This is a genomic window from Mesonia sp. HuA40 (assembly GCF_008017835.1).
Classification (GTDB): domain Bacteria; phylum Bacteroidota; class Bacteroidia; order Flavobacteriales; family Flavobacteriaceae; genus Mesonia.
Genome location: NZ_VRLT01000021.1, coordinates 184,876 through 208,260, shown reverse-complemented (window position 1 = coordinate 208,260; position 23,385 = coordinate 184,876). Strand labels below are relative to the sequence as shown.

General features: G+C 37.0%; 24 protein-coding genes and 4 pseudogenes. 14 read left to right on the top strand and 14 right to left on the bottom strand.

From position 1 onward, the window contains the following. Positions 1-513: pseudogene (locus FT993_RS03005) on the top strand (transposase); the annotation flags it as partial. A 106-nt stretch (positions 514-619) separates the two neighbouring features. Here the strand turns inward: FT993_RS03005 and FT993_RS03000 are convergent. Beyond that, a complete protein-coding gene (locus FT993_RS03000) occupies positions 620-1,483 on the bottom strand; it encodes a helix-turn-helix domain-containing protein (RefSeq protein WP_147861056.1) in 864 nt (287 codons plus the stop codon). 80 nt (positions 1,484-1,563) lie between these two features. After that, positions 1,564-2,190, bottom strand: a complete 627-nt coding sequence (locus FT993_RS12480) for a putative quinol monooxygenase (RefSeq protein WP_147861055.1) — start codon at positions 2,188-2,190, stop codon at positions 1,564-1,566. A gap of 510 nt (positions 2,191-2,700) precedes the next feature. Here FT993_RS12480 and FT993_RS02990 point away from each other — a divergent pair. Further along, entirely contained in the window at positions 2,701-3,465 is a 765-nt protein-coding gene (locus FT993_RS02990; RefSeq protein ID WP_147861054.1) for a TrkA C-terminal domain-containing protein, read from the top strand. Between the two features lie 76 nt (positions 3,466-3,541). Here FT993_RS02990 and FT993_RS12475 read toward each other — a convergent pair. Both FT993_RS12475 and FT993_RS02985 read right to left on the bottom strand, forming a co-directional pair. Continuing rightward, positions 3,542-3,685 (bottom strand): annotated as a pseudogene (locus FT993_RS12475) (transposase); the annotation flags it as partial. A 555-nt stretch (positions 3,686-4,240) separates the two neighbouring features. After that, positions 4,241-5,626 carry a TrpB-like pyridoxal phosphate-dependent enzyme gene (locus tag FT993_RS02985; RefSeq protein WP_147861053.1) on the bottom strand — a complete coding sequence of 462 codons (1,386 nt, stop codon included), beginning with the start codon at positions 5,624-5,626 and terminating at the stop codon, positions 4,241-4,243. Between the two features lie 565 nt (positions 5,627-6,191). Between FT993_RS02985 and FT993_RS12255 the strand changes: the two are divergent. Continuing rightward, positions 6,192-6,521: pseudogene (locus FT993_RS12255) on the top strand (HisA/HisF-related TIM barrel protein). Next, positions 6,515-7,266 (top strand): annotated as a pseudogene (gene hisF / locus FT993_RS02970) (imidazole glycerol phosphate synthase subunit HisF). Before FT993_RS12255 ends, hisF begins: the two co-directional pseudogenes overlap by 7 nt. 334 nt (positions 7,267-7,600) lie before the next feature. Here hisF and FT993_RS02965 read toward each other — a convergent pair. Both FT993_RS02965 and FT993_RS02960 read right to left on the bottom strand, forming a co-directional pair. Continuing rightward, positions 7,601-7,801, bottom strand: a complete 201-nt coding sequence (locus tag FT993_RS02965) for a helix-turn-helix transcriptional regulator (RefSeq protein WP_147861051.1) — start codon at positions 7,799-7,801, stop codon at positions 7,601-7,603. After that, positions 7,791-8,264, bottom strand: coding sequence for a hypothetical protein (locus FT993_RS02960; protein WP_147861050.1), 474 nt, complete (start codon positions 8,262-8,264; stop codon positions 7,791-7,793). The genes FT993_RS02965 and FT993_RS02960 overlap by 11 nt, the downstream gene beginning before the upstream one ends. 151 nt (positions 8,265-8,415) lie before the next feature. On the opposite strand from FT993_RS02960, the gene FT993_RS02955 reads away from it, so the two are divergent. The 7 genes from FT993_RS02955 to FT993_RS02925 all read left to right on the top strand — a co-directional run bounded on the left by FT993_RS02955 (position 8,416) and on the right by FT993_RS02925 (position 14,578). Next, positions 8,416-9,300, top strand: a complete 885-nt coding sequence (locus tag FT993_RS02955; protein ID WP_147861049.1) for an SDR family oxidoreductase — start codon at positions 8,416-8,418, stop codon at positions 9,298-9,300. Between the two features lie 75 nt (positions 9,301-9,375). Further along, complete coding sequence (locus FT993_RS02950; protein ID WP_147861048.1) at positions 9,376-10,140, top strand: ParA family protein; 765 nt, start codon at positions 9,376-9,378, stop codon at positions 10,138-10,140. 9 nt (positions 10,141-10,149) lie between these two features. Next, complete coding sequence (locus tag FT993_RS02945; protein WP_147861047.1) at positions 10,150-11,046, top strand: ParB/RepB/Spo0J family partition protein; 897 nt, start codon at positions 10,150-10,152, stop codon at positions 11,044-11,046. After that, positions 11,039-11,605, top strand: coding sequence for a DUF5683 domain-containing protein (locus tag FT993_RS02940; protein WP_147861046.1), 567 nt, complete (start codon positions 11,039-11,041; stop codon positions 11,603-11,605). Before FT993_RS02945 ends, FT993_RS02940 begins: the two co-directional genes overlap by 8 nt. Then, positions 11,606-12,337: a 4-hydroxy-tetrahydrodipicolinate reductase gene (dapB, locus tag FT993_RS02935; protein ID WP_147861045.1), complete on the top strand. Its 732-nt coding sequence runs from the start codon at positions 11,606-11,608 to the stop codon at positions 12,335-12,337. It abuts the gene before it with no gap. Between the two features lie 26 nt (positions 12,338-12,363). Next, a complete protein-coding gene (lepB, locus tag FT993_RS02930) occupies positions 12,364-13,938 on the top strand; it encodes a signal peptidase I (protein ID WP_147861044.1) in 1,575 nt (524 codons plus the stop codon). A gap of 1 nt (position 13,939) precedes the next feature. After that, the gene (locus tag FT993_RS02925; protein ID WP_147861043.1) at positions 13,940-14,578 is read left to right on the top strand and encodes a WbqC family protein; all 639 of its coding nucleotides are present in this window, start codon (positions 13,940-13,942) and stop codon (positions 14,576-14,578) included. On the opposite strand, the gene FT993_RS02920 is transcribed toward FT993_RS02925, so the two are convergent. From FT993_RS02920 to FT993_RS02890, 7 genes are all read right to left on the bottom strand, one after another. Then, positions 14,548-15,585: an endonuclease/exonuclease/phosphatase family protein gene (locus FT993_RS02920; RefSeq protein ID WP_147861042.1), complete on the bottom strand. Its 1,038-nt coding sequence runs from the start codon at positions 15,583-15,585 to the stop codon at positions 14,548-14,550. The genes FT993_RS02925 and FT993_RS02920 overlap by 31 nt on opposite strands. Before the next feature lies 1 nt (position 15,586). Continuing rightward, a complete protein-coding gene (locus tag FT993_RS02915) occupies positions 15,587-16,483 on the bottom strand; it encodes a rhomboid family intramembrane serine protease (protein ID WP_147861041.1) in 897 nt (298 codons plus the stop codon). Then, positions 16,484-17,230: a rhomboid family intramembrane serine protease gene (locus tag FT993_RS02910; RefSeq protein WP_147861040.1), complete on the bottom strand. Its 747-nt coding sequence runs from the start codon at positions 17,228-17,230 to the stop codon at positions 16,484-16,486. After that, the gene (gene mutL / locus FT993_RS02905; RefSeq protein WP_147861039.1) at positions 17,230-19,086 is read right to left on the bottom strand and encodes a DNA mismatch repair endonuclease MutL; all 1,857 of its coding nucleotides are present in this window, start codon (positions 19,084-19,086) and stop codon (positions 17,230-17,232) included. The genes FT993_RS02910 and mutL overlap by 1 nt, the downstream gene beginning before the upstream one ends. A 3-nt stretch (positions 19,087-19,089) precedes the next feature. Continuing rightward, entirely contained in the window at positions 19,090-19,380 is a 291-nt protein-coding gene (locus FT993_RS02900) for a riboflavin synthase subunit beta (RefSeq protein ID WP_147861038.1), read from the bottom strand. A 123-nt stretch (positions 19,381-19,503) separates the two neighbouring features. Beyond that, entirely contained in the window at positions 19,504-20,001 is a 498-nt protein-coding gene (ribH, locus tag FT993_RS02895) for a 6,7-dimethyl-8-ribityllumazine synthase (RefSeq protein ID WP_147861037.1), read from the bottom strand. Between the two features lie 4 nt (positions 20,002-20,005). After that, a complete protein-coding gene (locus FT993_RS02890; protein ID WP_147861036.1) occupies positions 20,006-20,788 on the bottom strand; it encodes a tol-pal system YbgF family protein in 783 nt (260 codons plus the stop codon). Between the two features lie 140 nt (positions 20,789-20,928). On the opposite strand from FT993_RS02890, the gene FT993_RS02885 reads away from it, so the two are divergent. Genes FT993_RS02885 through FT993_RS02875 form a run of 3 tightly spaced genes read left to right on the top strand, consistent with a single transcriptional unit; the run spans position 20,929 to position 22,725 of the window. Continuing rightward, the gene (locus FT993_RS02885; RefSeq protein WP_147861035.1) at positions 20,929-22,008 is read left to right on the top strand and encodes a DNA replication/repair protein RecF; all 1,080 of its coding nucleotides are present in this window, start codon (positions 20,929-20,931) and stop codon (positions 22,006-22,008) included. Then, positions 22,005-22,445 carry a hypothetical protein gene (locus tag FT993_RS02880; protein ID WP_147861034.1) on the top strand — a complete coding sequence of 147 codons (441 nt, stop codon included), beginning with the start codon at positions 22,005-22,007 and terminating at the stop codon, positions 22,443-22,445. Before FT993_RS02885 ends, FT993_RS02880 begins: the two co-directional genes overlap by 4 nt. Next, on the top strand, positions 22,429-22,725 hold the full coding sequence (locus FT993_RS02875) for a DUF721 domain-containing protein (RefSeq protein ID WP_370450882.1): 297 nt from the start codon (positions 22,429-22,431) through the stop codon (positions 22,723-22,725). The genes FT993_RS02880 and FT993_RS02875 overlap by 17 nt, the downstream gene beginning before the upstream one ends. 77 nt (positions 22,726-22,802) lie before the next feature. On the opposite strand, the gene FT993_RS02870 is transcribed toward FT993_RS02875, so the two are convergent. Next, complete coding sequence (locus tag FT993_RS02870; protein WP_147861033.1) at positions 22,803-23,222, bottom strand: nucleoside-diphosphate kinase; 420 nt, start codon at positions 23,220-23,222, stop codon at positions 22,803-22,805. Positions 23,223-23,385: the final 163 nt, after the last annotated feature.

Genomic DNA, 23,385 nt, shown 5'->3' with positions numbered 1-23,385 from the left:
ATGCGTTCTTCACGCCACCTAGAAAAAGAATGTCACCGCAATCTGGAAGTTATTTGGCTTTTAAAAAACCTAAAGCCAGACCATAATACCATTGCACGCTTTAGAAAAAACAATCCAAAGGCAATCGCTCGTGTGTTTAGGGCGAGTGTTAGCATTGCCAAAAATTTTAATCTTATAGGCGGCGAACTTATCGCCGGAGATTCAACAAAATTAAGAGCTCAGAACAGTAAGAAAAACAACTATAATAACAAGAAGGTGCAACGCCACCTAGATTATATAGATCAAAAGCTCGCTGCCCATAACAAAGCTCTAGCCCAAGCCGACAAGGATAATAAAACTGAGATAAAAAAAGAGATTGCCCAACGTAAGGTACAACGTGTGAAATACGAACAGATTCAAAAAGAACTGAAAGAAAACACCAGTACAGAAAACCCGCAATTATCTACATCAGATCCAGACAGCAGGCACCAAATTGTGCGTGGGATGATTACCGAAGTATGTTATACCGCACAAAAATCCTCCAAAAAGTATCGATTCATCGATAAATTTCACCAAAAATCGGAAAAATAGTATTTTTAAGAGAATTAATTGATAGTTTCGAGACTGCCGTTATGAGCAATTAATTTGACTCTAGTTTAGCAAAACCAACTGTCTTACGATAAATATCAGGTGATACTCCTACCTTCTTTTTAAAAAAACGACTGAAATAGAATTCATCGTCATAACCTAAAAAAGCAGCAACTTGTTTCACTGGTTTAGTAGTTAGATAAAGTTCTCGTTTCGCCTCAATAATAATCCTATTTGAAATTAAGGATGAAGTCGTTTGATTGAGGTATTTCTTAACGATACCGGCTAAAGTTTTAGGACTTACACTTAGTTCATCTGCGTATTCCTGGGGAGAATGGAGTTTGCAATAATTACTCTCTATTGCATCGACTAAATTTTGTAAAATTTCTGTTTTTGAATCTGACGTTCTGGGAGTTAATTGTTGATCAAATTGTTTCTTTTGTCTGACCGCTTCTATTAAAAACACTTTTAAAAATGCCACAAGAACTTCATGCTGAGCGATTGAGTCTTTGTCCATCTCTTTCGAAATTTGATCAATCAAATTAAGAAATAGGCTTTGCTCATTTACAGTAAAATAGGGTAAACCATGGAAATTATTAAAAAGGAATCCTTCGGTCTCTATTTCGTTTTGATGTCTATATGTACAAAAAAAATCGGGATGAAAATTCAATAAATAACCATGACACTTTTCTTCAGACCGTATCATGAAAGGTTGATACGGAGCCAAACAAATCATTTGATTTCCTTGCAATTCAAAACTTTGAAAATCAACGCTTAGTTCATAGCTAGTTCCATTTAATAAAACGATAGAATAATAATTTCTTCTTTGTAAATGATCAAACTGGCTTAGGTCGTTGAACTCTTCTAATCTAAACGCAAGTTCCCCGTTTTGTTTGTCTATAATTATTTGGGCCATACTAAATTTAATTTTAAGCTCATTCAAATTTAAAAAAAAGGAATGCCAAAAGCACTCCTCTCCTATCTTAAATCAAATATTTATTTTGAAGCTAGAATGTTAATTTTTTGAATTGCTGAAGCATCAAAGCCTTCCAAAATTACAGGCGCATTTTCCATCAACGCTGCTGCTACTTTTCCATTCAAATGAGCATCTCTGCCAGCGTCATCTGCAAACGTATCGAAAATGGCATAGGTTTCTTCATTGATTTTAATAGCATACCAAGATAAAGTTGCAGGCTCAGAACTTACCAATGACTTGCCCGCTTGTAAGAAATCCTCCACTTCAGATGTCTTTCCTTCTTTAGCTTTCATAATCACCAACAATCCCTTATTCTGATTACCCACTTTATGATTACTTGCCTGAACATCAACGGTCTTAATGTCTCTGCTAGAATCAAAACCTTCTAAAAGTTCTTCAGCATTGGCCAATAAGGCTTTTGCCACTTCTCCTTTTAAGTGTGCCTGTCTGCCTTCTTCAGCTTTAAATGTGTCATAAATTCCGAAAGTTTGTTCATCTATTTGAAATGCAAACCAAGATTCAGTTTTTGGTTCTGCATTTACCAATGAAAAACCACCTAGAAGAAACTCTTTAACTTCTTGCTCCTTACCTTTTTTCGCTTTCATGGTTACTAATAATCCGATGTTTTCATTTTTTGTGTTGTCCATAATATTACTTTTTTTAGATTGAGAAAATGTTTGAATTGTTATCCCTAGAATTAGAACTAGGCTACTTAATTTGATTAAACTTTTAAATTTCATTTTGACTTATTTTTGTTACACTACAAATGTCAAACTAAATAAGGAGCCTTGGAATGGAGATAAGAGACTTAAGCATGGACAATTTTCCAGTGACAATGAAGAACTATATTTACCATTCAAGGCACACACAACGGTTCATCGCCAAAAAGCGGCTCTGTTAGTAAGAAAATAATTAACTTGACCAACAAACTAATACTAAGCTGACAAATTCAGGTTCTCTGCTCTGACGAATCCCCAATACGTTTTAGGAAATTTTGACCCGGTTGTTCTGCCATTCGCAGTTATGCTCAAACAAAATTCTTATATTTATAACAGAATGTTTTAATGAATTCTTAAAAACCTAACGATTGATAGACTGTAAATTTGCAGCCTATTATAGTTATATTTTGAGGTCTTGTTTCAAAAAAAGTAGTTGCCATGATTTCTGTCGTTTCCCTTCTCATTGTTTTAGCACTCTCTATGCTGGTGGTCCGTATAGGTGCCGTGGCATTTATGATGACAGGTTTATCGGAGGAAGTAGCACAATTTCAAGCGCTCTCAGCCTTCTCGGGTGCGGGATTCACAACCGGCGAAGCAGAGAACATCGTGAAACATCCAGCACGACGCAGGATTGCTTCTTTACTTATTCGGCTTGGCTCTGTAGGTGTAGTGACTTCTATTGCAACACTACTGCTCTCGTTCGTTGGAGCCGGACAGGCAACACCGGAGCGTCTGCTGGTACTAGTATTAGGAATATTTCTGATCTTAGGACTAGCGCGAAACCGGATATTCAACCGAATTCTTACGCCTATTATTGAACGTTTATTAGCCCGCTACACCACGCTTGATTTAAGAGATTATGCTGCTTTGCTTCATCTTCGAGAGGATTATCGCATTGCTGAGATTGAAATTGGAGAACATATTTGGTTGGCGAACCGCACGATAGGTGAACTCAGCCTGGAAGATGAGGGTGTTCTCGTACTCGGAGTCCAGCGGTCTGGCGAAGACTATATTGGGGTTCCACCAGGGGAACTCCGCCTTCGGACTGCAGATCTGCTTGTCCTATACGGTCGACAAAATCGCCTGGCTGAACTTTCTACCCGGGCGTTAGGTAATCAAGCTGCCCATCGTGAAGCAAAAGCCGAGCATATGCGTGATCTTGATGAACAGCGGCAGCAAATGGAACGAATGAATGCTGCATAACACGCTGTTTCAGGTAGTATTTTTGTGAAATATGCAATTATCTCCCGTACCTCTCGGGGAATCAATAAAGAAATGTCTCTGTAAGCTTTTTTTGTTCCTTTGAGTTCATTCCAGCATATTTGGAACGCCATATGTTAAACGCAGCAGCACTGACACCGTGCTCACGGCTTATCTACTCAACACTCTTTCCGTTGTCGAACTCTTTTAAAATTCTTGCAATTTATTGCGATGATGATTTACCTTTTCTCATAACACTGTTCAAATTTAAGATTAAAATTCTAATTTTTAAACAGTTCGGATTTAAAGGAAGCTTACATATCCATCGATACGAATTGTAGTACTCGGTTTATGGATATACGCCTATAATTCAGGCGAAAGCCAACCAGAACGCGTTCAGATATTTAAAAGTTACTTACCCCATTGGCTAAGAGGAAGGTTTAGGGCTAACTATTTAGGTTTGCTTTGCTGTGCCATCGCATTAATTTTTAGCCGCCATGCCATAAAAAACATCAACAGGTTGTATCTTATCATGAACATTACAGTGATAATATTGAGTATCGTATTTTTTGACTAATTTCTTTTATCCAGGAAAAATCAGATATTCCCTTATCGTTTTTTAGCATAAATGCGTCTTCCTTCAAAATCTAATAATATGGTAATATGCGGAATTATAGGATTTTAATCGATTAGCGTTTTATATAGTTAAGAAAGAGATAAAAAAAACCCTATTGGTGTTTACACGAATAGGGATTTATCTTAGCACATTAATTGACCTTCAATGAGTGGTTTCTTTTAAAAAAGTTTCGGGTTGATACCGCTTAATTTTATCTAAACTTTTTTGAACAGCTATATTATCTACGCGGTGATTGGTGAGCTTATTGTCTAAGTAATCGCCATAAGCCGCCATATCAACAAATCCGTGACCCGATAGGTTAAACACTATTGTTTTTTGAGAGCCTTCTATTTTGGCATGCTCTACTTCCCGAATAATTTGCGCTATAGCGTGGGTTGATTCTGGTGCTGCGACAATTCCTTCCGCTTTAGCGAATAATATTCCAGCTTCAAAACAAGTAAGTTGATCAATAGCCTTTGCCTCAATAAAACCGTCTTTTAGAAGCTGACTACATAAAACACTAGCGCCATGGTAACGTAATCCTCCTGCGTGAATTCCTGCAGGCACAAAATTATGACCTAAGGTATACATAGGCATTAAAGGAGTGTATCCTTGATTATCGCCGAAATCGTACCTAAATTTCCCTTGCGTAAGCTTTGGGCAACTACTGGGTTCTACCGCTACAAATCGCGTATTGGAAGTTCCTTGCATTTTATCCTTTAAAAAAGGAAAAGCTAAACCGGCAAAATTAGACCCCCCACCCAAGGGTGCGACAATTACATCGGCTTGGGCATTGTCCATTGCCAATTGTTTTTGTGTTTCCAAACCAATTATAGTCTGGTGCAATAGCACGTGATTTAAAACCGAACCCAAAGAATATTTTGTATCATTTTCTTGCACGGCTCGCTCTACTGCCTCAGATATTGCTATACCTAAGCTTCCGGTATGATTTGGATTATCTTCTAAAACAGCTCTTCCCGCTTGGGTACGTTGTGACGGACTAGCATATACCTGTGCTCCAAAGGTGTTCATTAAAATTTTTCGATAGGGTTTTTGTTTAAAACTTACATTCACCATATATACCTCACACTCCAAGTCAAATTGTGCACAGGCATAGGCTAAGGCCGTACCCCATTGCCCTGCTCCAGTTTCGGTGGTTAATTTTTTAATCCCCTCTTCTTTGTTGTAGTACGCTTGAGCTAGCGCTGTGTTAGGTTTGTGGGACCCACTTGGGCTAACGCCTTCGTACTTGTAATAAATTTTACCCGAATAACCCAATGCTTTCTCTAAACCACTAGCCCGAAAAAGCGGAGAAGGCCTGTAAACATGGTATTTTTTTAAAACCTCATCGGGAATATCAATATAGCGTTCATGACTCATTTCTTGTGCTATCAAGGCTTTAGGTAAAATGGGTTCTAAAGCTTCGGGTGCCAGTGGTTCTAAAGTTTTAGGGTCTAAAGGAGGCAATGGTTTCTGGGGCATATCGGCCACAATATTATACCATTGCTTAGGCATTTCATTTTCGGGTAGATAAATCTTTTTTGTCATAAAATAAAAAATTAAAAATTGATAAAATAAAAAAGCCCGTCTGTAAAAAATTACAGACGGGCTTTTCTCTCGAAGAGATTATAACTTTAATATATACCAATAGCAAAGTAGCACGCCTGTTTTAAGCTGTGCCACCACCAAGTTTTATTTAAAGTTAATTTTCTCATTGTGTCTGCAAATTTATTTAAACTTTTTACTTTCAAAAAATAAAAAAGGAAAAAAATTTAAGCCTAATTACTAATTTCTTGTACAAGTTTTTAATTATCAGATATTTAAATCATCAAAAAAAATCACAGAAATCAGCAAAAATATTTCGTCCTTACATATTTAACATGATTTTTTAGTTTGTTTTTTACAGATTTTACTTTGTTTAAATTAGGTTTGTAGCTTTAACGAAACGAAATGTACTTTATAAACCTACATCATCATCATTTTCATATTTGCTCCTCAGGCGAAGTGAAAAGGGTATGTTGTATGTAAAGCAAACTATATTTTTTAAAAAACCGTCTGAGTAAATCAGACGGTTTTTTTTTGACTTACTCAGACCCATTTATCCAAAAAAACAATGAGTAAATTAAAAATTGCTATTCAAAAAAAAGGTCGGTTGTATGAAGAATCCATTCAACTTTTAAAAGAAAGCGGCTTAAATTTTAAGGAAGGTGTACAGCACGTTATTTCTACTGATATTGATAAAGACGGAATGCTCAACGGCCCCGCATTTAATTTATATACCGAAATTTTAAAGGAAGCCTGATGCCAACTTATCGCGAGTGGCGGGGTGCATTCTATTGAAGATATCAAAAAGTTAAAAGCTTTAGGTTCCGCGGGTGTTATTGTGGGCAAAGCAATTTATGAAGGACAAATTAACCTTAAAAAACTAAGCGAATTATGTTAACTAAAAGAATTATTCCTTGTTTATACATTAAAAATAATCGGACTGTAAAAGGGGTTCATTTTTTAAACCTTATAGATGCAGGCGACCCGCTTGATTTGGCAAAATTGTATGTGCAACAGGGGGCAGATGAATTGGTTTTTCTAGATATCACAGCTAGTAACGAACGCCATAAAACCTTAATAAATCTTGTTCAAAAAATTGCTCAGGAAATTAATATTCCTTTACCGTAGGTGGCGGCATTAGTAGTGTTGAAGATGTACGCAGTCTTTTAAAGGCGGGAGCCGACAAAGTTAGTATTAATACCGCAACTTTTAATCGATCGAATTTAATAAAAAAAATAGCCGATCAATTTAGCAATCAATGTGTGGTGGTGGCGGTTGAAGTAAAAAAAATAGACGATAATTATTTTGTATTTAAAAAAGGAGGACGAATAAACACCCAAGTCAAACTGGAAAGCTGGTTGCATACTGTTGAAAGTTTAGGTGCGGGTGAAATTTTATTAACCTCAATGAATCAAGACGGAACCAAAGACGGATTTGATATAGCATTAATGCAACTGGCCGACATGTGCGTGAACCTACCCTTAATTGCTTCGGGCGGTGCGGGCAGCGCATCGCATTTTGCCGATGTATTCAAAAAAACGAAAACATCGGAAGCCTTGGCAGCGAGTATTTTTCACTTTGGAGAAGTGCCTATTCCAGCATTAAAACAAATTTTAAAACAAAAAAAATTACCTATACGATGAATAATCTAAATTTTGAAAAAACAGTTTTGTTTACTAATAAACCTAAAAATTTGCTTGCGCTTTCTCGACGCGTTACTTTAATTGACATAGTTTTAATTTATGATTAGAATGAAAAGTAACTGGACAATTGCAAAATAATTTTGACTTTCGATTTTCCAATTAACCCAAGTAGGGTACTAAAACGCATACAAGGAAAAAAAAATTAGCGATAAATTATTTAAATACCGCTATCATTCGTTTGTATGGCGCTCCCCTAACGGGTCAGGCTTTTCGCTTCAATCTTTTTGTTATTACAAAAAGGATTTACACTACAATCCTTAGCGCATAAGCATAGCTAATCATACTCTTCCAACTCAAAAAGATCTTCTACTTTCACCTCAAAAACGCTAGCCAACTTTAAAGCTAAAATGGTAGAAGGCACATATTTAGCTTTTTCAATAGCATTTATACTTTGCCTACTCACTTGTATTAAGTTGGCCAGTTGAGCTTGGGTTAATTCAAATTTTGCACGGTATATTTTAATCTTATTCTTCATCCTGCAAAACTTTCTGTTGAACATAAATGTTTAGATGAAACTTAAGGTTATAAATTAATAAGACACCCAATAAAGCAAATAAAACAAAATAGTAAAAGGCCAAACCATACAAAAAGAAACTACCTAAAACCAGCAATACATAATTGATTAAAACAGCCGAGAGTAGACTAGAAAGTCTAGTTTTTGCAATGTACTCATCTTCATTTTTTTGTTTAGAAAATCCACTGAAAAGTAATCCTAATATAAACAGCAATAGAATTATTTCATCGATGATATTATTTTCAATAAAAGTAAAATATTGACTATCGGCTAAAAATTCAATATCCCAAAGAGCCCATACTTTAACCGTTAAAAAACTAAGCTCCCAATCAAAAAGTAAGACGCCAGTTAATAATAGCAGCGCCAGAATAAACAAAGCAAATCCTAGTTTTTGATAAACCGATGGAAATAAATAGGTTTTCATAATAATTGACTTTAAAATGTAAAGCTAAAATTACAAATTGTAAAGTAAACTTTACAAATTTGAGTGTAAAATTTTATTTTTACATAAAAGCTATTCAGTTAAAACAGAAACTCAAAATTCTTAGTTACCTTAGTAAAACAAAAAAGATATTATGAATTACCAAGAAAAAATGCTACGCGATAATGCCTTAAAGGGCAAAACCATATTGGTTACAGGAGGAGGTAGCGGATTAGGAAAAGCCATGACTCGTTACTTTTTAGAGTTGGGCGCACAGGTTTGTATTACTTCTAGAAACTTAGAAAAATTAGAAAATGCCGCACAAGAGCTGAGTGCAGCCACCGGCGGAACTTGCCATGCTATTGCCTGTGATGTACGTCACTATGACCAAGTAGAACAAATGATACAAAAGGCTATTGCCAAAATGGGTAGCATTTCTGTTTTAGTAAACAATGCCGCGGGAAATTTTATTTCACCTACAGAAAGGCTTTCTTCCAATGCCTTTGATACCATCATAGATATTGTTTTAAAAGGTACCAAAAACTGTACTTTGGCGCTAGGTAAACATTGGATAGATAAAGGAGAAAAAGACAAAACTGTTTTAAATATTGTAACGACCTATGCCTTTACGGGCTCTGCCTATGTGGTGCCATCGGCAACGGCCAAGGCTGGAGTGTTAGCACTCACAAGAAGTTTAGCGGTGGAATGGGCTAAATATGGCATACGTTTTAACGGTATTGCTCCAGGTCCGTTTCCTACTAAAGGCGCTTGGGACAGACTATTGCCAGGTGATTTAAAAGAAAAATTTGATTTAGCCAAAAAAGTACCTTTAAAGCGCGTTGGCGAACACCAAGAATTGGCAAACTTAACCGCCTATATGGTATCTGACTTTTCGGCTTATTTAAATGGAGAAATCATCACGATTGATGGAGGAGAATGGCTAAAGGGAGCCGGGCAGTTTAATTTACTTGAACAGATACCAGATCAGATGTGGGATATGCTTGAAACCATGATAAAAGCAAAAAATAAAAAATCATAGTTAAAGTGTTAACAACTTCAATTTTTAAATGCTAGAATAAATTGTATTTTTACCTTCTAAAATCCGATTTTATTAATGGGTAAAATAATTGCTATTGCCAATCAAAAAGGAGGAGTGGGAAAAACCACTACCTCCGTTAATTTAGCTGCTTCTTTAGGGGTTCTAGAGAAAAAGGTTTTGTTAATCGATGCAGACCCACAAGCAAATGCTAGTTCTGGTCTAGGTATAGATATTGAAAACATAGAGTTAGGCACCTATCAGCTATTAGAGCATACCGCAAAAGCCGAAGAGGCAATTTTAAAAACCGATTCGCCAAATGTTGATATCATACCAGCGCACATCGATTTGGTGGCTATTGAAATCGAGCTGGTCGATCAAGATAAGCGCGAATATATGCTGCAGGCGGCAATCACGCACCTTAAAGAGCATTATGATTATATTATTATAGATTGCGCCCCTTCTTTGGGTTTGCTTACGCTTAATGCCTTGACTGCCGCAGACAGTGTTATCATTCCTATACAATGTGAGTATTTTGCCCTAGAAGGATTAGGCAAACTTTTAAACACTATAAAAAGTGTGCAACGAATCCATAATCAAAATTTAGATATAGAAGGACTGCTACTTACCATGTATGATGCTCGCTTGCGTTTGAGCAATCAAGTGGTAGATGAGGTTAAAAAACACTTTGACGAGATGGTATTTAAAACCATTATTCAACGTAACGTTCGCCTTAGTGAAGCGCCAAGTTATGGCGAGAGCATTATAAATTATGATGCTGCAAGTAGAGGAGCTAGCAATTATTTAAGTTTAGCAGAAGAAATTATCAAAAAAAATAAATAGCAGTGTGTTATGGCAAAGGCTACCAAGAAAAAAGCATTAGGAAGAGGATTATCTGCCTTACTTAACGATCCAGAAAACGACATAAAATCGGCTAAAGATAAAAATGCCGACCAAGTGGTAGGTAGTATTGTTGAACTACCGCTAGAAACCGTAGAAGTTAATCCGTTTCAACCACGAACCAGTTTTAATAAAGAAGCTCTTCAAGATTTGGCTTCTTCTATTCGTGAACTTGGCGTGATTCAACCCATTACAGTAAGAAAAATTGACTTTAATAAATACCAACTGGTTTCTGGAGAGCGTCGTTATCGCGCATCAAAATTAGTAGGACTTAAAACTATACCTGCCTATATTCGAATTGCCAACGACCAAGAATCGTTAGAAATGGCATTGGTAGAGAACATTCAAAGACAAGATCTAGACCCAATAGAAATTGCTTTATCCTACCAACGGCTATTAGAAGAAATCGATTTAACGCAAGAACAATTAAGCGACCGGATAGGTAAAAACAGGTCAACCATAAGTAACTACCTGCGTTTGCTCAAACTTGACCCAATTATTCAAACCGGGATGCGTGATGGTTTTTTAAGCATGGGCCACGGGCGTGCGCTTATCAATCTAAGCGATCACGAAGTTCAATTAGGAATTTACGAGAAAATTATCAGTGAAAACTTATCGGTACGCGAAACCGAAAAGTTGGTTAAAGAAAGTCAAATCGGTAAAACCGAATCTAAGCCTAAGCCACCTATTATTCCGCAACACATCAAACAAGATGTAAAAGAGTTCTCTAGCTACTTTGGAGCAAAAGTAGATGTTAAAATGACAAAAAAAGGAAATGGTAAATTGATTATTCCGTTTTCTTCACAAGAAGATTTTGAGCGTTTAGCAAAACTCATTCAAGGTGAATAACAAACTTTTTTTTATACTTATCGTTTTTGTACTGGGATCGCTCAGTAGCTTTAGTCAGACCGACAGTCTGAGTATTAATCGAGTCCAAGAATTACAAGAACCAGCAAAAGAATACGACCCGTTGGCGCCATCTAAAGCCGCATTTTACTCGGCTGTTTTGCCAGGATTGGGGCAGGCTTATAATAAAAAGTATTGGAAAATACCTTTGGTCTACGCCGGAATTGGTGGCGGTATCTATTTTTATATTGAGAACAATAAAGAATATCACCGATACAGAGATGCCTATAAACGTAGGTTAGCAGGTTATGAAGACGATGAATTTCAAGGTGTTCTTCAAACTGAGGCTTTAATCGATGCACAAAGACAATTTAGAAGAAATAAAGAAATATCTATATTGGTTTCGGCGGCTTTCTACATATTGAATATTATAGATGCCAATGTAGATGCCCACTTAAGTCAATTCAACGTAAGTGAAGACCTAAGCCTTAAACCTCGTTTTAACATCGACGAGTTTACAGGCAAATCGGCATACGGACTCTCACTAAATTACAAGTTATAAATGAAAATTGCGCTATTAGGATACGGAAGAATGGGTAAAACCATCGAAAAAATAGCTACCGAACGTGGCCATGAGATCGGTTATAAAACAAATACTAAGCTAGACGAGGAGCTTTTAAAGCAGCAAGATATTGCCATCGATTTTAGTATCCCAGAAGCAGCCTTTGAAAATATTACTACATGCTTTAAACTGGGCGTTCCCGTAGTAAGTGGCACCACCGGATGGTTAGACCATTTAGAGGAGGCGCATAAAAGTTGCTTAAAACATAAAAGCGCATTTATTTATGCGTCTAATTTTAGCCTAGGGGTGAATCTTTTTTTTGAGTTAAATCGAAAATTAGCTCAATTGCTCCAGCCCTACCCCAATTACAAAGCTAGCTTAACCGAAGTGCATCATACTAAAAAATTAGATCAGCCTAGCGGCACGGCCATTAGTCTAGCCGAAGATCTTATTGCTCAGCAAGATTATACCGGCTGGCAGCTCACCAATGACAATCAAATCAAAGGTGGCAACCAAACAAAGCCCTTAGCTATCACCGCTATACGAGAAGAGAATGTTCCTGGTACGCATTGGGTTAACTACAAGAGCGAAATAGATGAGATTAGCATCAAACACAAAGCAAATTCACGAGATGGTTTTGCTTTAGGTGCTGTTGTAGCTGCCGAATGGCTAAAAGGAAAACAAGGTATTTTTAATATGCAAGACGTGTTAAATCTACACGAAAAGAAATAATTAGTAAAAGAATTAAAAGTTAGAATATGAGTTTATTTATGTGGTTTGTGTTTTTCTTGGTCGTACAATTGGTGCACGGCTTAGGAACTTGGAGAATGTATAAAGCTGCGGGCCAAAACCCCATTACTGCGTTTATTCCTGTTTATAATGCCGTAATATTGTTAAAAATAATCAATCGGCCTTGGTGGTGGGTGATTTTGCTATTTATCCCCATTGTAAACCTCATCATTTTCCCTGTGCTTTGGGTAGAAACACTAAGAAGTTTCGGGAAGCATCGTGTAGCAGATACTTGGTTAGCTATTTTAAGCTTGGGCTTTTACATTTATATCATCAATTACAGCGCAGACTTAAAGCATATTAAAGACAGAAGTCTTAAACCTAGAACAGAGGTAGGAGAATGGGTAAGTTCTATCCTATTCGCCGTTGTAGCCGCAACCATTGTACACACCTATTTTATACAACCTTTTACCATACCTACTTCCTCTTTAGAGAAAACACTACTGGTAGGTGATTTTCTTTTTGTTAGCAAGTTTCATTATGGAGCCAGAACTCCAAAAACTACGGTTTCATTCCCTATGGTACACGATACTATTCCTATTTTAGGCGTTAAATCTTATACCACTTGGCCTCAACTCCCCTACTTTCGCTTACCCGGATTTGAGGAAGTTGAACGAAATGATATTGTAGTATTCAACTGGCCGGTAGACACCGTTCCTTATTTTGGTTATAAGGGGGAAGCCAGTTATTATAAACCCATCGATAAAAAATCAAATTACGTTAAGCGTGCAGTAGGTGTTCCCGGCGACAGCTTGTCTATACGAGACGGAAAAATATATATTCAAGGAGAACCGCTGCAATTGCATGACCGTGCCAAGCCGCAATACTCTTATATCGTAAAAGGTAAAGGGCAAGGCTTTTCTTTGCGTTATTTATATGAACAGTATGATATTACAGATCCGGTTGGCTGGTATAATCAGAACAACCGTGAATATTACTTTAGTTCATTGTCTGAAGAAGCGCTACAACGCTTTAAAAATCATCCTAATGTCGCTTCGATAAGAAGAAATATTGATCCTGCCGGTCAAGCCGAAGCTGGTATTTTCCCTCAAGACCCTAATTTCGCTTGGAATAAAGATCAATTAGGACCAATTTATATTCCACAGGCAGGTGCCACCACTCCCATCACAACAGAAAATATAGCACTATACAAACGTATTATTGAGGTATATGAAGGTAGTGAATGGGGTACTCCACAAAACATACAAGTAAAAGGCAATCAAGTTTACCTTAACGAGAATCCGATACAAGAATATACTTTTAAGCAAAACTATTATTGGATGATGGGAGACAATCGTCACAATAGTGAAGATAGCAGGTACTGGGGCTTTGTTCCTGAAACCCATATTGTAGGAAAACCGGTATTCATTTGGATGAGTTGGGATGGCAACGCACAAGGATTTATGAATAAAATTCGTTGGGAAAGGTTGTTTACTACCGTTGGCGGATCGGGCGAACCAGTTTCTTATTTTTATTACTTTGTAATAGGCCTTATTCTTGTGATTGGTTACAATACTTTTAGAAAGAAGAAAAAAAGCGAGTAAAATGGTAGAAAACGCTCTCGTACATCCGGTTTATTTTGGCTCTATTGCACAATGGAGTTTAATGCTGCAGGCAAAAAAAATAAGTTTTGAGGCTTGCGATAATTATCAAAAACAAACCTACCGTAACAGGCAGTATATTTATGGAGCTAACGGCAAGCTACTACTCAATATTCCTATAAAACATACGGGCGATAAGAACAAGCGTAAGCTAACCAAAGAAGTGGCGATAGAAAATAGTTTTGCCTGGCAAAAAAACCACTTTAAAAGTCTTGAAGCGGCCTATCGCTCTTCGCCTTTTTTTGAATTTTATGAAGATGAATTTATAAATTTATATAACAAAGCTTATACTTCATTGTGGGAATTTAACCTCGATGCCATGCAAGTCATTGCCAATTGCCTGCAAATTGATTGGAACCCAGAATTCACAGCTACATATCAAACAAAACCCACGAATGCGGCTCAGTTTGACGGTCGCTATTTGGTAGATGCCAAAGGTAGCCCCCAGTTTAAATTGAATGCTTACAGCCAAGTATTCGAAGAAAAACATGGTTTTATTCCCAATCTATCTATTGTTGATTTGCTATTTAATGAAGGGAATAACACAACTGGTTATTTATTAGCAACCGATTTATCTAAGTAAAAAGTAGACTTAATAGGATAATGATCGGATAACTGTTCGCTGTAGTTTTTAAAATCTATAATCTTAAAAGCGGGTGAAGTTAAAATAACATCTATACGAAGGGGTATAAAATCGAAAACAAAGGTTTTACCAAAGCCCTCTCCTGCCATTTTAAATGCGTCATTAAAATTTTCTGATAAACGGCGGTAGACATAAGAAAAAGCCGAATTATTAAGGTCACCAGCCACAATACTCGGGTAATGGCTCTGGTTTACCAATGCTAATATCTGTTCGGTTTGCTGCTGTTGTTTTCTAAAACTTCGCCCTACTCGGGTGATTAATTGCTCGCGATTTTCTTTTTGTAACTCTTTTACACTAGGATTGATCTTTAAACTTTCTAAGTGTATATTAAAAACCCTGATGGTATCCTCTTTAATGACCAAATCGGCGTATAGTGCATTGTTTCCTGTATTCTTAAAATCGGCTGAAGCCCGATTAATAATAGGGTATTTTGAATAAATAGCCTGACTCGCTTTTCCTTTCAAAACAGGCAAATAACTATAGGCATATTGTGATAAGTCTGGGGCTTGTTGGTGATTATACTCCTGAAACAGTAAAATATCAGGATCTTCTTGTGCTATAAATTCTGCTATACTCGCTTTTAAATTAGGTTGAGGCAACCAATCATAAACATTAAATTGCCTTACATTAAAGGTCATAAGACTTATAGCCTTTTGCGGATTTACTTCCGCTTCAAGCGACCTAATTTTATATAAAGATAACAAGTGGTTAAAACCGATTAAAATAATAATTAAAGAAAGAAAAACTTGACGTTTTAAGCCTAGCAACCAGTAAATAACAAATATAAAATTAAGTAAAAATAGGATGGGTAGACCTAAGCTAAGTACGGCCAAAAAAGGGAAAGTTACTGGCGGAATATAGGGCAATAAATAGGCAAGCAACAATGCCAAAGCCACGAGGGTGTTGATAAAAAACACTATTTTATTAAAGACACTAAGCCCCTTCATATCACTCTTTACCTACTTTAAACAAGAAATCTTTCTCTGCCTGGGTTAAACTCTCATAACCATTCTGACTAATTTTATCTAAAATAGCATCTATTTTCTTTTGCTTATCGGTTTTTGATGCTGTGCTGGTCTTTGCGCTATAAGTATTTTTAGGATTGCGGTATACTTTTTTAAAAGGTGTTTTTTTGCTAGAAGATGCAGATGAAAACCATCCGGCTACAGCATCAAAAATCTTTTCAAACCACAAACCAATGTCATTGCCTTTATTCAATTGTTTGGTGTAAGCATACCCCAACAAGGCACCTCCTAAGTGCGCAATATGGCCGCCCGCATTACCAAAAGGAATCCTGATCACATCTAGAACTACAAAGACCACCGCAATATGCCAGAGTTTTACATTACCAATTAACAAGAGACGAATTTGCATTTGAGGGGCTTGTGTGGCAACCCCAATCAAAATTGCCATGACTGCAGCCGAAGCACCGATCAAAGGCACATTTCCTAAGTTTGAAAACACCGGAAAAAGATTATAGCTCAAGGCAAAAAGCAGCGCGCCACTTATAGCTCCTAAAAAATAATAATTCAATAGCTTTTTGGGAGCAAAAAAGGTAAGAAAAAATCGTCCGGCAAAATGCAAAACTATCATATTAAATAACAAGTGAAAGAAGCCAGCGTGTAAGAAAGCGTAGCTAATTACACTCCACGGTTTATACAACCATAATTCTATTTGAGTAGGAAAGCTAAACCAATTAACAAAAAAGTTACCTGAGAATTGAAAAAGAAAGGCTAGGGTTTGAAATACAAATTGCAATACAAAAACCCCAATATTTAAGGCAATGAGTTTTTCTACTACATTAGCCGTCTTGTACTTTACACGCAATTGATCTCTCCAATCCATCTAATTCCACCGGTTTGCGTTAAACTGATTTTTTTTCCAATACCACATCATTATAAACCCGATCACGGCTCCCCCAATATGCGCCCAATATGCTGTATTGCTAGGCCCTAATAATGTACTACCAGTCACTGCCGAATATACATTGATGGCAAAATAGCCCCCAATAAGATACTTGGCTTTTATAGGAATAGGTATAAAAATAATATACAAAGGTAAATTAGGATAAATCACAGCGAAGGCAGCCAGCGCTCCAAAAATAGCTCCACTAGCTCCTACCATAGGAGTATAATAGTTACTGAGTAAATCGCTCGAAACATTTTGAGGCAAGGCACTAAAAACTTGTTGCGTACTGCTATAATTGTAAATCATTTCTTGTATTTGATTTACCGAAAATCCAGCTTCAAGCGCAGCATTAAAGGCACTATTATAATCGATATAACTAAACAAAATTTGAAGTCCGGCTGCTCCTAAACCAGCAGAAAAATATAAAAACAAAAAGCGTTGCTGCCCGATGCTTTGTTCTAATACGCTACCAAACATATACAAAGCAAACATATTAAATAGGATATGACTTAAATCGCCGTGCATAAACATATGCGTAAGCAACTGCCAGACCTGAAAATTCACGTTTTCTGGAAACCAAAGCGCAAATAAGCGATAGGATAAATCACCTAAAAATTGACTCCCGAAAAAAAATAAAACATTAATTATCAATAAGACTTTTACCGTCTCTGTTATTCTTCCCATTACCTGAAATTTTTCTCTAAGTCTTCAACTTCTAAACGTACGAAAACTTTTTTATTATTCGGACAAATTTGTGGTTCTTTACACGCAAACAGGCTATTGATTATAGCCAATTGTTCTTCTTTAGCCAACACACTGCCATTTTTTACTGCCATACTGCGCGCCATAGACTTGGCAAAAACATCGGTTTGTAAAAATCCGCTATCGGGGATTTCATGCTCAAAATCGGCTAAAAGCTGATCTAATAAAATAGAAACTTCACTCTCATTAATCAAGGTAGGAATACCACTAATACTCACCTCGGAGGTGTCTATGCTATCAAAAATAAAACCGATTTGCTCAAGATGTTCGCGTAAGTTACTCAGCATATCTACCTCTATAGCATTATATTGCAAAGAAAGCGGAAATAGTAGTTGCTGACTTACTGCAGCTTTTACCGTTATATTGCGCAATAATTCTTCATATAAGATACGCGTGTGAGCCCGGTTTTGATCTATAAGCAACATACCATTCTTATAAGGACAAACAATATATTTTTTTTGCAATTGAAAAACACTATCACCGCTCAAATCTTGCTGTTGCTGCCCGAACAGGTTACCCGTAACTTCTTCACTTTCAACCTCGATTTTGGTTTCGGGTAATTGCTCATCAATCTGTGTATATAATGCTTCCCACGCTACATTCTTTTTAGCCGTGTGCCGATTAAACGCCATTGCCTTGGCTGCCGATTGACTGGCCGCTTGTTTTTCGGTGTCAAACGGATTAAAGTTACGATCAACCTCTATTTGTGGAACCTGTACTTCTTTCTTAGAAAGATCATAAGGGGTGTCTAAACTCGAATCCCTTTCAAAATCGAGTATAGGTGCAACATTAAACTGCCCTAAACTATGTTTAATCGCACTGCGTAAAATCGCATACAAAGCGTGCTCATCGTCAAATTTAATTTCGGTTTTAGTGGGGTGTATATTAATATCAATGCGCTTAGGATCGATGCTTAAAAATAAAAAATAAGAAGGTTGGGCTTTATCGGGTAACAAACCTTCAAAAGCGGCGTTTACCGCATGATGCAAATACGGTGACTTGATAAAACGGTTATTGACAAAGAAAAACTGCTCGCTACGGGTTCGCTTGGCATAGGCAGGTTTTCCTACAAATCCCTCGATATTAATCAGTTCGGTTTCTTCTGAAACAGGAACTAATTTTTCATTGGTTTTACTACCAAAAATATGTACAATGCGCTGACGAGCATTTGTCGCTGGTAAATTAAACAATTCATTACCGTTGTGGTGCAAACTAAAACCTATTTGTGCATGAGCAATAGCCACGCGTTGAAACTCATCAATTACATGACGGGTTTCCACTTGGTTAGATTTTAAAAAATTACGTCTAGCAGGAATATTAAAAAACAAATTTTTAACGCCTATAACAGTCCCTTTTTGGGTAACACAAGGCTCTTGAGATTCTACCTCACTCCCTTTTATTTTAATACAAGTACCTAGTTCATCTTGCTCTTGCTTCGATTTTAACTCAACTTGCGCAATGGCCGCAATTGAAGCCAGCGCCTCACCGCGAAAGCCTTTTGTGGTTAATTGAAAAAGGTCTTCGGCACGTTTAATTTTAGAGGTGGCATGCCGTTCAAAACTCAATCGTGCATCGGTGGCACTCATACCCTTTCCGTTATCAGAAACCTGTATTAAGGTTTTACCAGCATCTTTTAAAACCAAGCTAATTTGAGTGGCTCCTGCATCGATAGCATTTTCTAATAATTCTTTTACTACAGAGGCGGGCCTTTGTACCACCTCACCTGCTGCGATTTGATTGGCCACATGGTCGGGTAGTAATTGTATTATATCTCCCATAAATTATTCGGGTAAAAATATAGATAAGTCAAATTCGATAAATAATAGAAATAGGAATATAAGAATAGCTACAATAAGCAAAATGCGTTTACGACTGGTTTGATCTTCGTCTTTTTCTTTTAATTCAGCTAAAGCGGATTTTACATTTCCTACAAAGCCTAAAGGATTGCCCGTGGTCTTTCTAAATTGATCGTATTTAGTTTTTATTTTATACGGACTCCCCTCTCCTTTATCATCATAATAACGGGGCTTATAACTAAATTGCTTGTTCTTTCTTCGCTTTAAAATTCCCATAACCTAGTCTCTTTTCAAAGGTAAAGAAAATCAAAAACAATACCGAATTAGCCAAGCTAAACTTATAAACATAAAAAAAGCCGATTAGGGTTCTAATCGGCTATTTTTTAGGGAGAATAACCCTTAAAATTTAGCTTGTTGACGCAAAGCTGCCATTTTGATGGCTGCAATGGCCGCTTCGCTGCCTTTATTTCCGTGTTTACCGCCAGAACGGTCTATACTTTGTTGCTTGGTATTATCGGTTAGTACACAAAAGATCACCGGAATATCACTATGAATATTCAAGTCTTTTATACCCTGTGTTACGCCTTCGCAAACAAAATCAAAATGCTTGGTTTCGCCTTGAATTACATTCCCTACCGCGATAATTGCGTCTAACATATCGTAAGATTGCTGCATCTTTTTGCAACCGTAAATCAATTCAAAACTACCAGGCACATTCCACCGCACAATATTTTCTTTGATGGCACCATTATCGATTAAAGCATCGAATGCTCCTTGAAAAAGATTCTCGGTGATCTCGCTATTCCATTCTGAAACAACAATCCCAAACCGAAAGTTATTCGCGTTTGGGATGCTTGCTTTGTCGTATTCAGATAAATTTTTACCTGCTGTTGCCATATAATTATTGCATTGCTTTAGCTTGACCTAAATAAATGGCCACTTCGCTAGCTTCTGCAGAATCTTGATATTCTGCATCAATTTGATTTAAATATTTTTCGGCTTTCTCACCGTCTTTTAATTCTAAGGCTGTAATGGCTGCCTTTAGTAAAAACTTAGGCGTCGTAAATTCATTTTTACGTAATTTGGCTGCCTTTTCATAATAATCTAAGGCCTCTTCTGGCTGGTTCAATTGCATAAAGGCGTCACCTATGGCACCTTTAGCCAAAGGAGCTATAATCTCATCATCGCTTGAGAATTGCTCTAAATGATTGATTGCTTCTTTATACTCTCCTGTATTCAAATAAGCAATACCCGCATAATAATGGGCTAAATTTCCAGTAGCGGTACTTCCGTAACTATCAATAACATCTAATAAACCAAATTTACCGTTTCCTCCCTGTAAAGCCAGGTTGTACAAACTATCTTGCGCTTTACCTGAAGCATCTAAAGCGTCTTCAAAGTAAATTTGTGCTTGTGCAATATCATTAGCCGCATCTAATTCTTTTGGCTCTTGTACAAACTTAGTAAATGCTAAGTAACCCAAAACAGCAACCACCACTACTCCAATTCCTATTAAAATTGGCTTTTGGTTTTCAGAAACCCACTCTTCGGTTTTGTTGGCTCCTTCGTCTAGGTTATTAAATACTTCTGCGGTTGTAGATTCTTCTTCGTTAAAATTCTCTTCTACTGCATCGCTTTCTTTTTTAGCCTTAGGCTTATATCCTCTCTTTTTGTAAGTTGCCATAAATAATAGTTAATTAAGCGCAAAAATATAATTTTTATTGATATAAAAAAGAGAATTTATTTGTATTTTTTAATTGGCTTTCCTACTTACTTTGTACTTTTAAACTTTTTTACGTTTAAGCATATAGTACAGCCTATCTTATGATTTTAAAGAAACTCGCTTTGGTCAATTACAAAAACTTTGAGCAAGAAGATTTTGAATTTAATCCGCGTATAAATTGTTTTGTGGGTTTTAATGGCGTAGGAAAAACCAATACCCTAGACAGCATTTACCATTTGGCCTATGGCAAAAGTTACTTTAATCCTGTAACCAGTCAAAACATCAAGCACAAGAAGGACTTTTTTGTGATTGAGGGCGAATTTGAACGTCTTGAGCGCAAAGAACATATTGTGGTAAGCGCTAAGAAAGGTCAAAAAAAGGTAATTAAACGCAATGGAAAAAACTACGAGAAATTTAGTGAGCATATCGGGCTTATTCCTGTGGTGATTATTTCACCAGCCGACAGAGACTTGATTACCGAAGGTAGCGAGATTCGTCGTAAATTCATCGATGGCATTATTGCGCAAAGCGACAAAACCTACCTCAACGATCTTTTGGCCTACAACAAGCTGCTGAGTCAGCGCAACTCCTTACTTAAATATTTTGCCGCCAACCAACATTACGATCAAGAAACGCTGAGTGTTTACAATGAACAGCTGAGCCCCCTGGCCGAGTCTATTTTTCAAAAACGCAGCGAATTCCTTTCGGTTTTCACCCCTATTTTTAAAGACCGTTACCATCACATCAGTAAAGGAAAAGAGGCTGTAGATTTACATTACCGCAGTCAGTTAAAAGAAGAAAGTCCGCTTGCCTTATTCGATAGCTATTTACAAAAAGACCTACAACGCCAGTATACGGGAGCAGGAACGCATAAAGACGATTTAAGTTTTAAAATAAAAAACTATTCCGTAAAGAAATTTGGCAGCCAAGGCCAACAAAAATCGTATCTTATAGCTTTAAAATTGGCGCAATATGACTTTTTACAACAACATACTGGGGTAAAACCCATACTTTTGCTCGACGATGTTTTTGACAAATTAGACGAAGAGCGTGTAGGGCAAATTGTGCAATGGGTAACCCAGGGCAATTTAGGCCAATTGTTTATAAGCGATACCCACGCCCAGCGTACAGAAGAGGTAGTCAAGAAATACGCATCAGATTACAAAATAATTAAGTTATGATTCTAAAAAAAACGCTACAATATAGTCTATACTTGGTTTTGTTTTGTGTGCTTTTGGCCTGCAACAATCAACCTAAACTTGAAGACACTCAATTGCTCAATGGCTATTGGGAAATCGAAGAGGTTAAAAAACCCAACGGACAAATAGTTGCGTTTAAGTTTAATGAAAACGTAGATTATATCGAGTTGGAAAACGGCGAGGGCTTTCGGCAAAAAACCCGTCCGCAATTTACCGGCGGTTACCAATCAAATGGCGTGCAAGAAGCTATAAAAGTTCTACAACAAGGAGACAGTCTAGTGTTACACTACAGAACCCCACAAGATTCTTGGCAAGAAACCCTACTGCAGGTAGCGCCCGAGCAGTTTAAAGTACGCAACCCCCAAGGAATTATTTACACCTATAAAAAATTTGAAGGATACAATTATGGCGAGAAATAGCGAAGAACAAGACATAGGCAGCGTGTTAAAAGCCTTTGTAAAAGAAAATAAATTAGATCAAGGCCTCAATCACGTGAATGTAAAAGAAGTATGGTACAGCCAAATGGGGCCAGCCATAAAAAAATACACCACTACTATTCGGTTAAAAGAAGACACACTCATTGTAAGTTTGAGCTCCTCTGTGTTACGCGAAGAACTCAGCTACGGAAAAGAAAAAATCATACGCATGCTTAATGAATCTTTAGGGCAAGATTTAATCAAGAAACTGATTTTACGCTAATAAAAAAACCCAAAAAATAAACTTTTTTGGGTTTTTAATAAGCTATTAAGCTTAGCAGTTATTTTAAAAGCAAGCCATTAAAACATCTCTCTGCCAGCAAAATGAAAATCGCCTTCAATTTTGGCATTCTCATCGCTATCACTACCGTGAACTGCGTTTTCACCAATTGAAGTAGCATATTTCTTTCTTATAGTACCTTCTGCAGCTTCGGCTGGATTGGTTGCACCAATAAGCGTTCTAAAGTCTTCTACCGCGTTATCTTTCTCTAAAATAGCTGCAACTATAGGTCCGCTAGTCATAAACTCAACTAACTCACCAAAAAATGGACGCTCGCTATGTACACCGTAAAAAGTTTCGGCATCACGCTTGGTCATTTGCGTTAATTTCATTGCAACAATTCTAAAACCAGAAGCGTTGATTTGTTCTAATATTGCACCAATATGCCCGTTTTTTACAGCATCTGGCTTAATCATGGTAAATGTTCTGTTTCCTGCCATGGATTTTATTTTTAATTTGCTGCAAAAGTAATCTTTTCTTACGATTCTGCAAACAAACTTATTGGGGGTACTCACCTGTGGCTAAAAGCTTTTATTTGGGCGTGCCTTTTGGCTTTCGGCAAGGCCTCTTCCAAAAGTCGGGTTATCGCTACTCGCTTTAAAA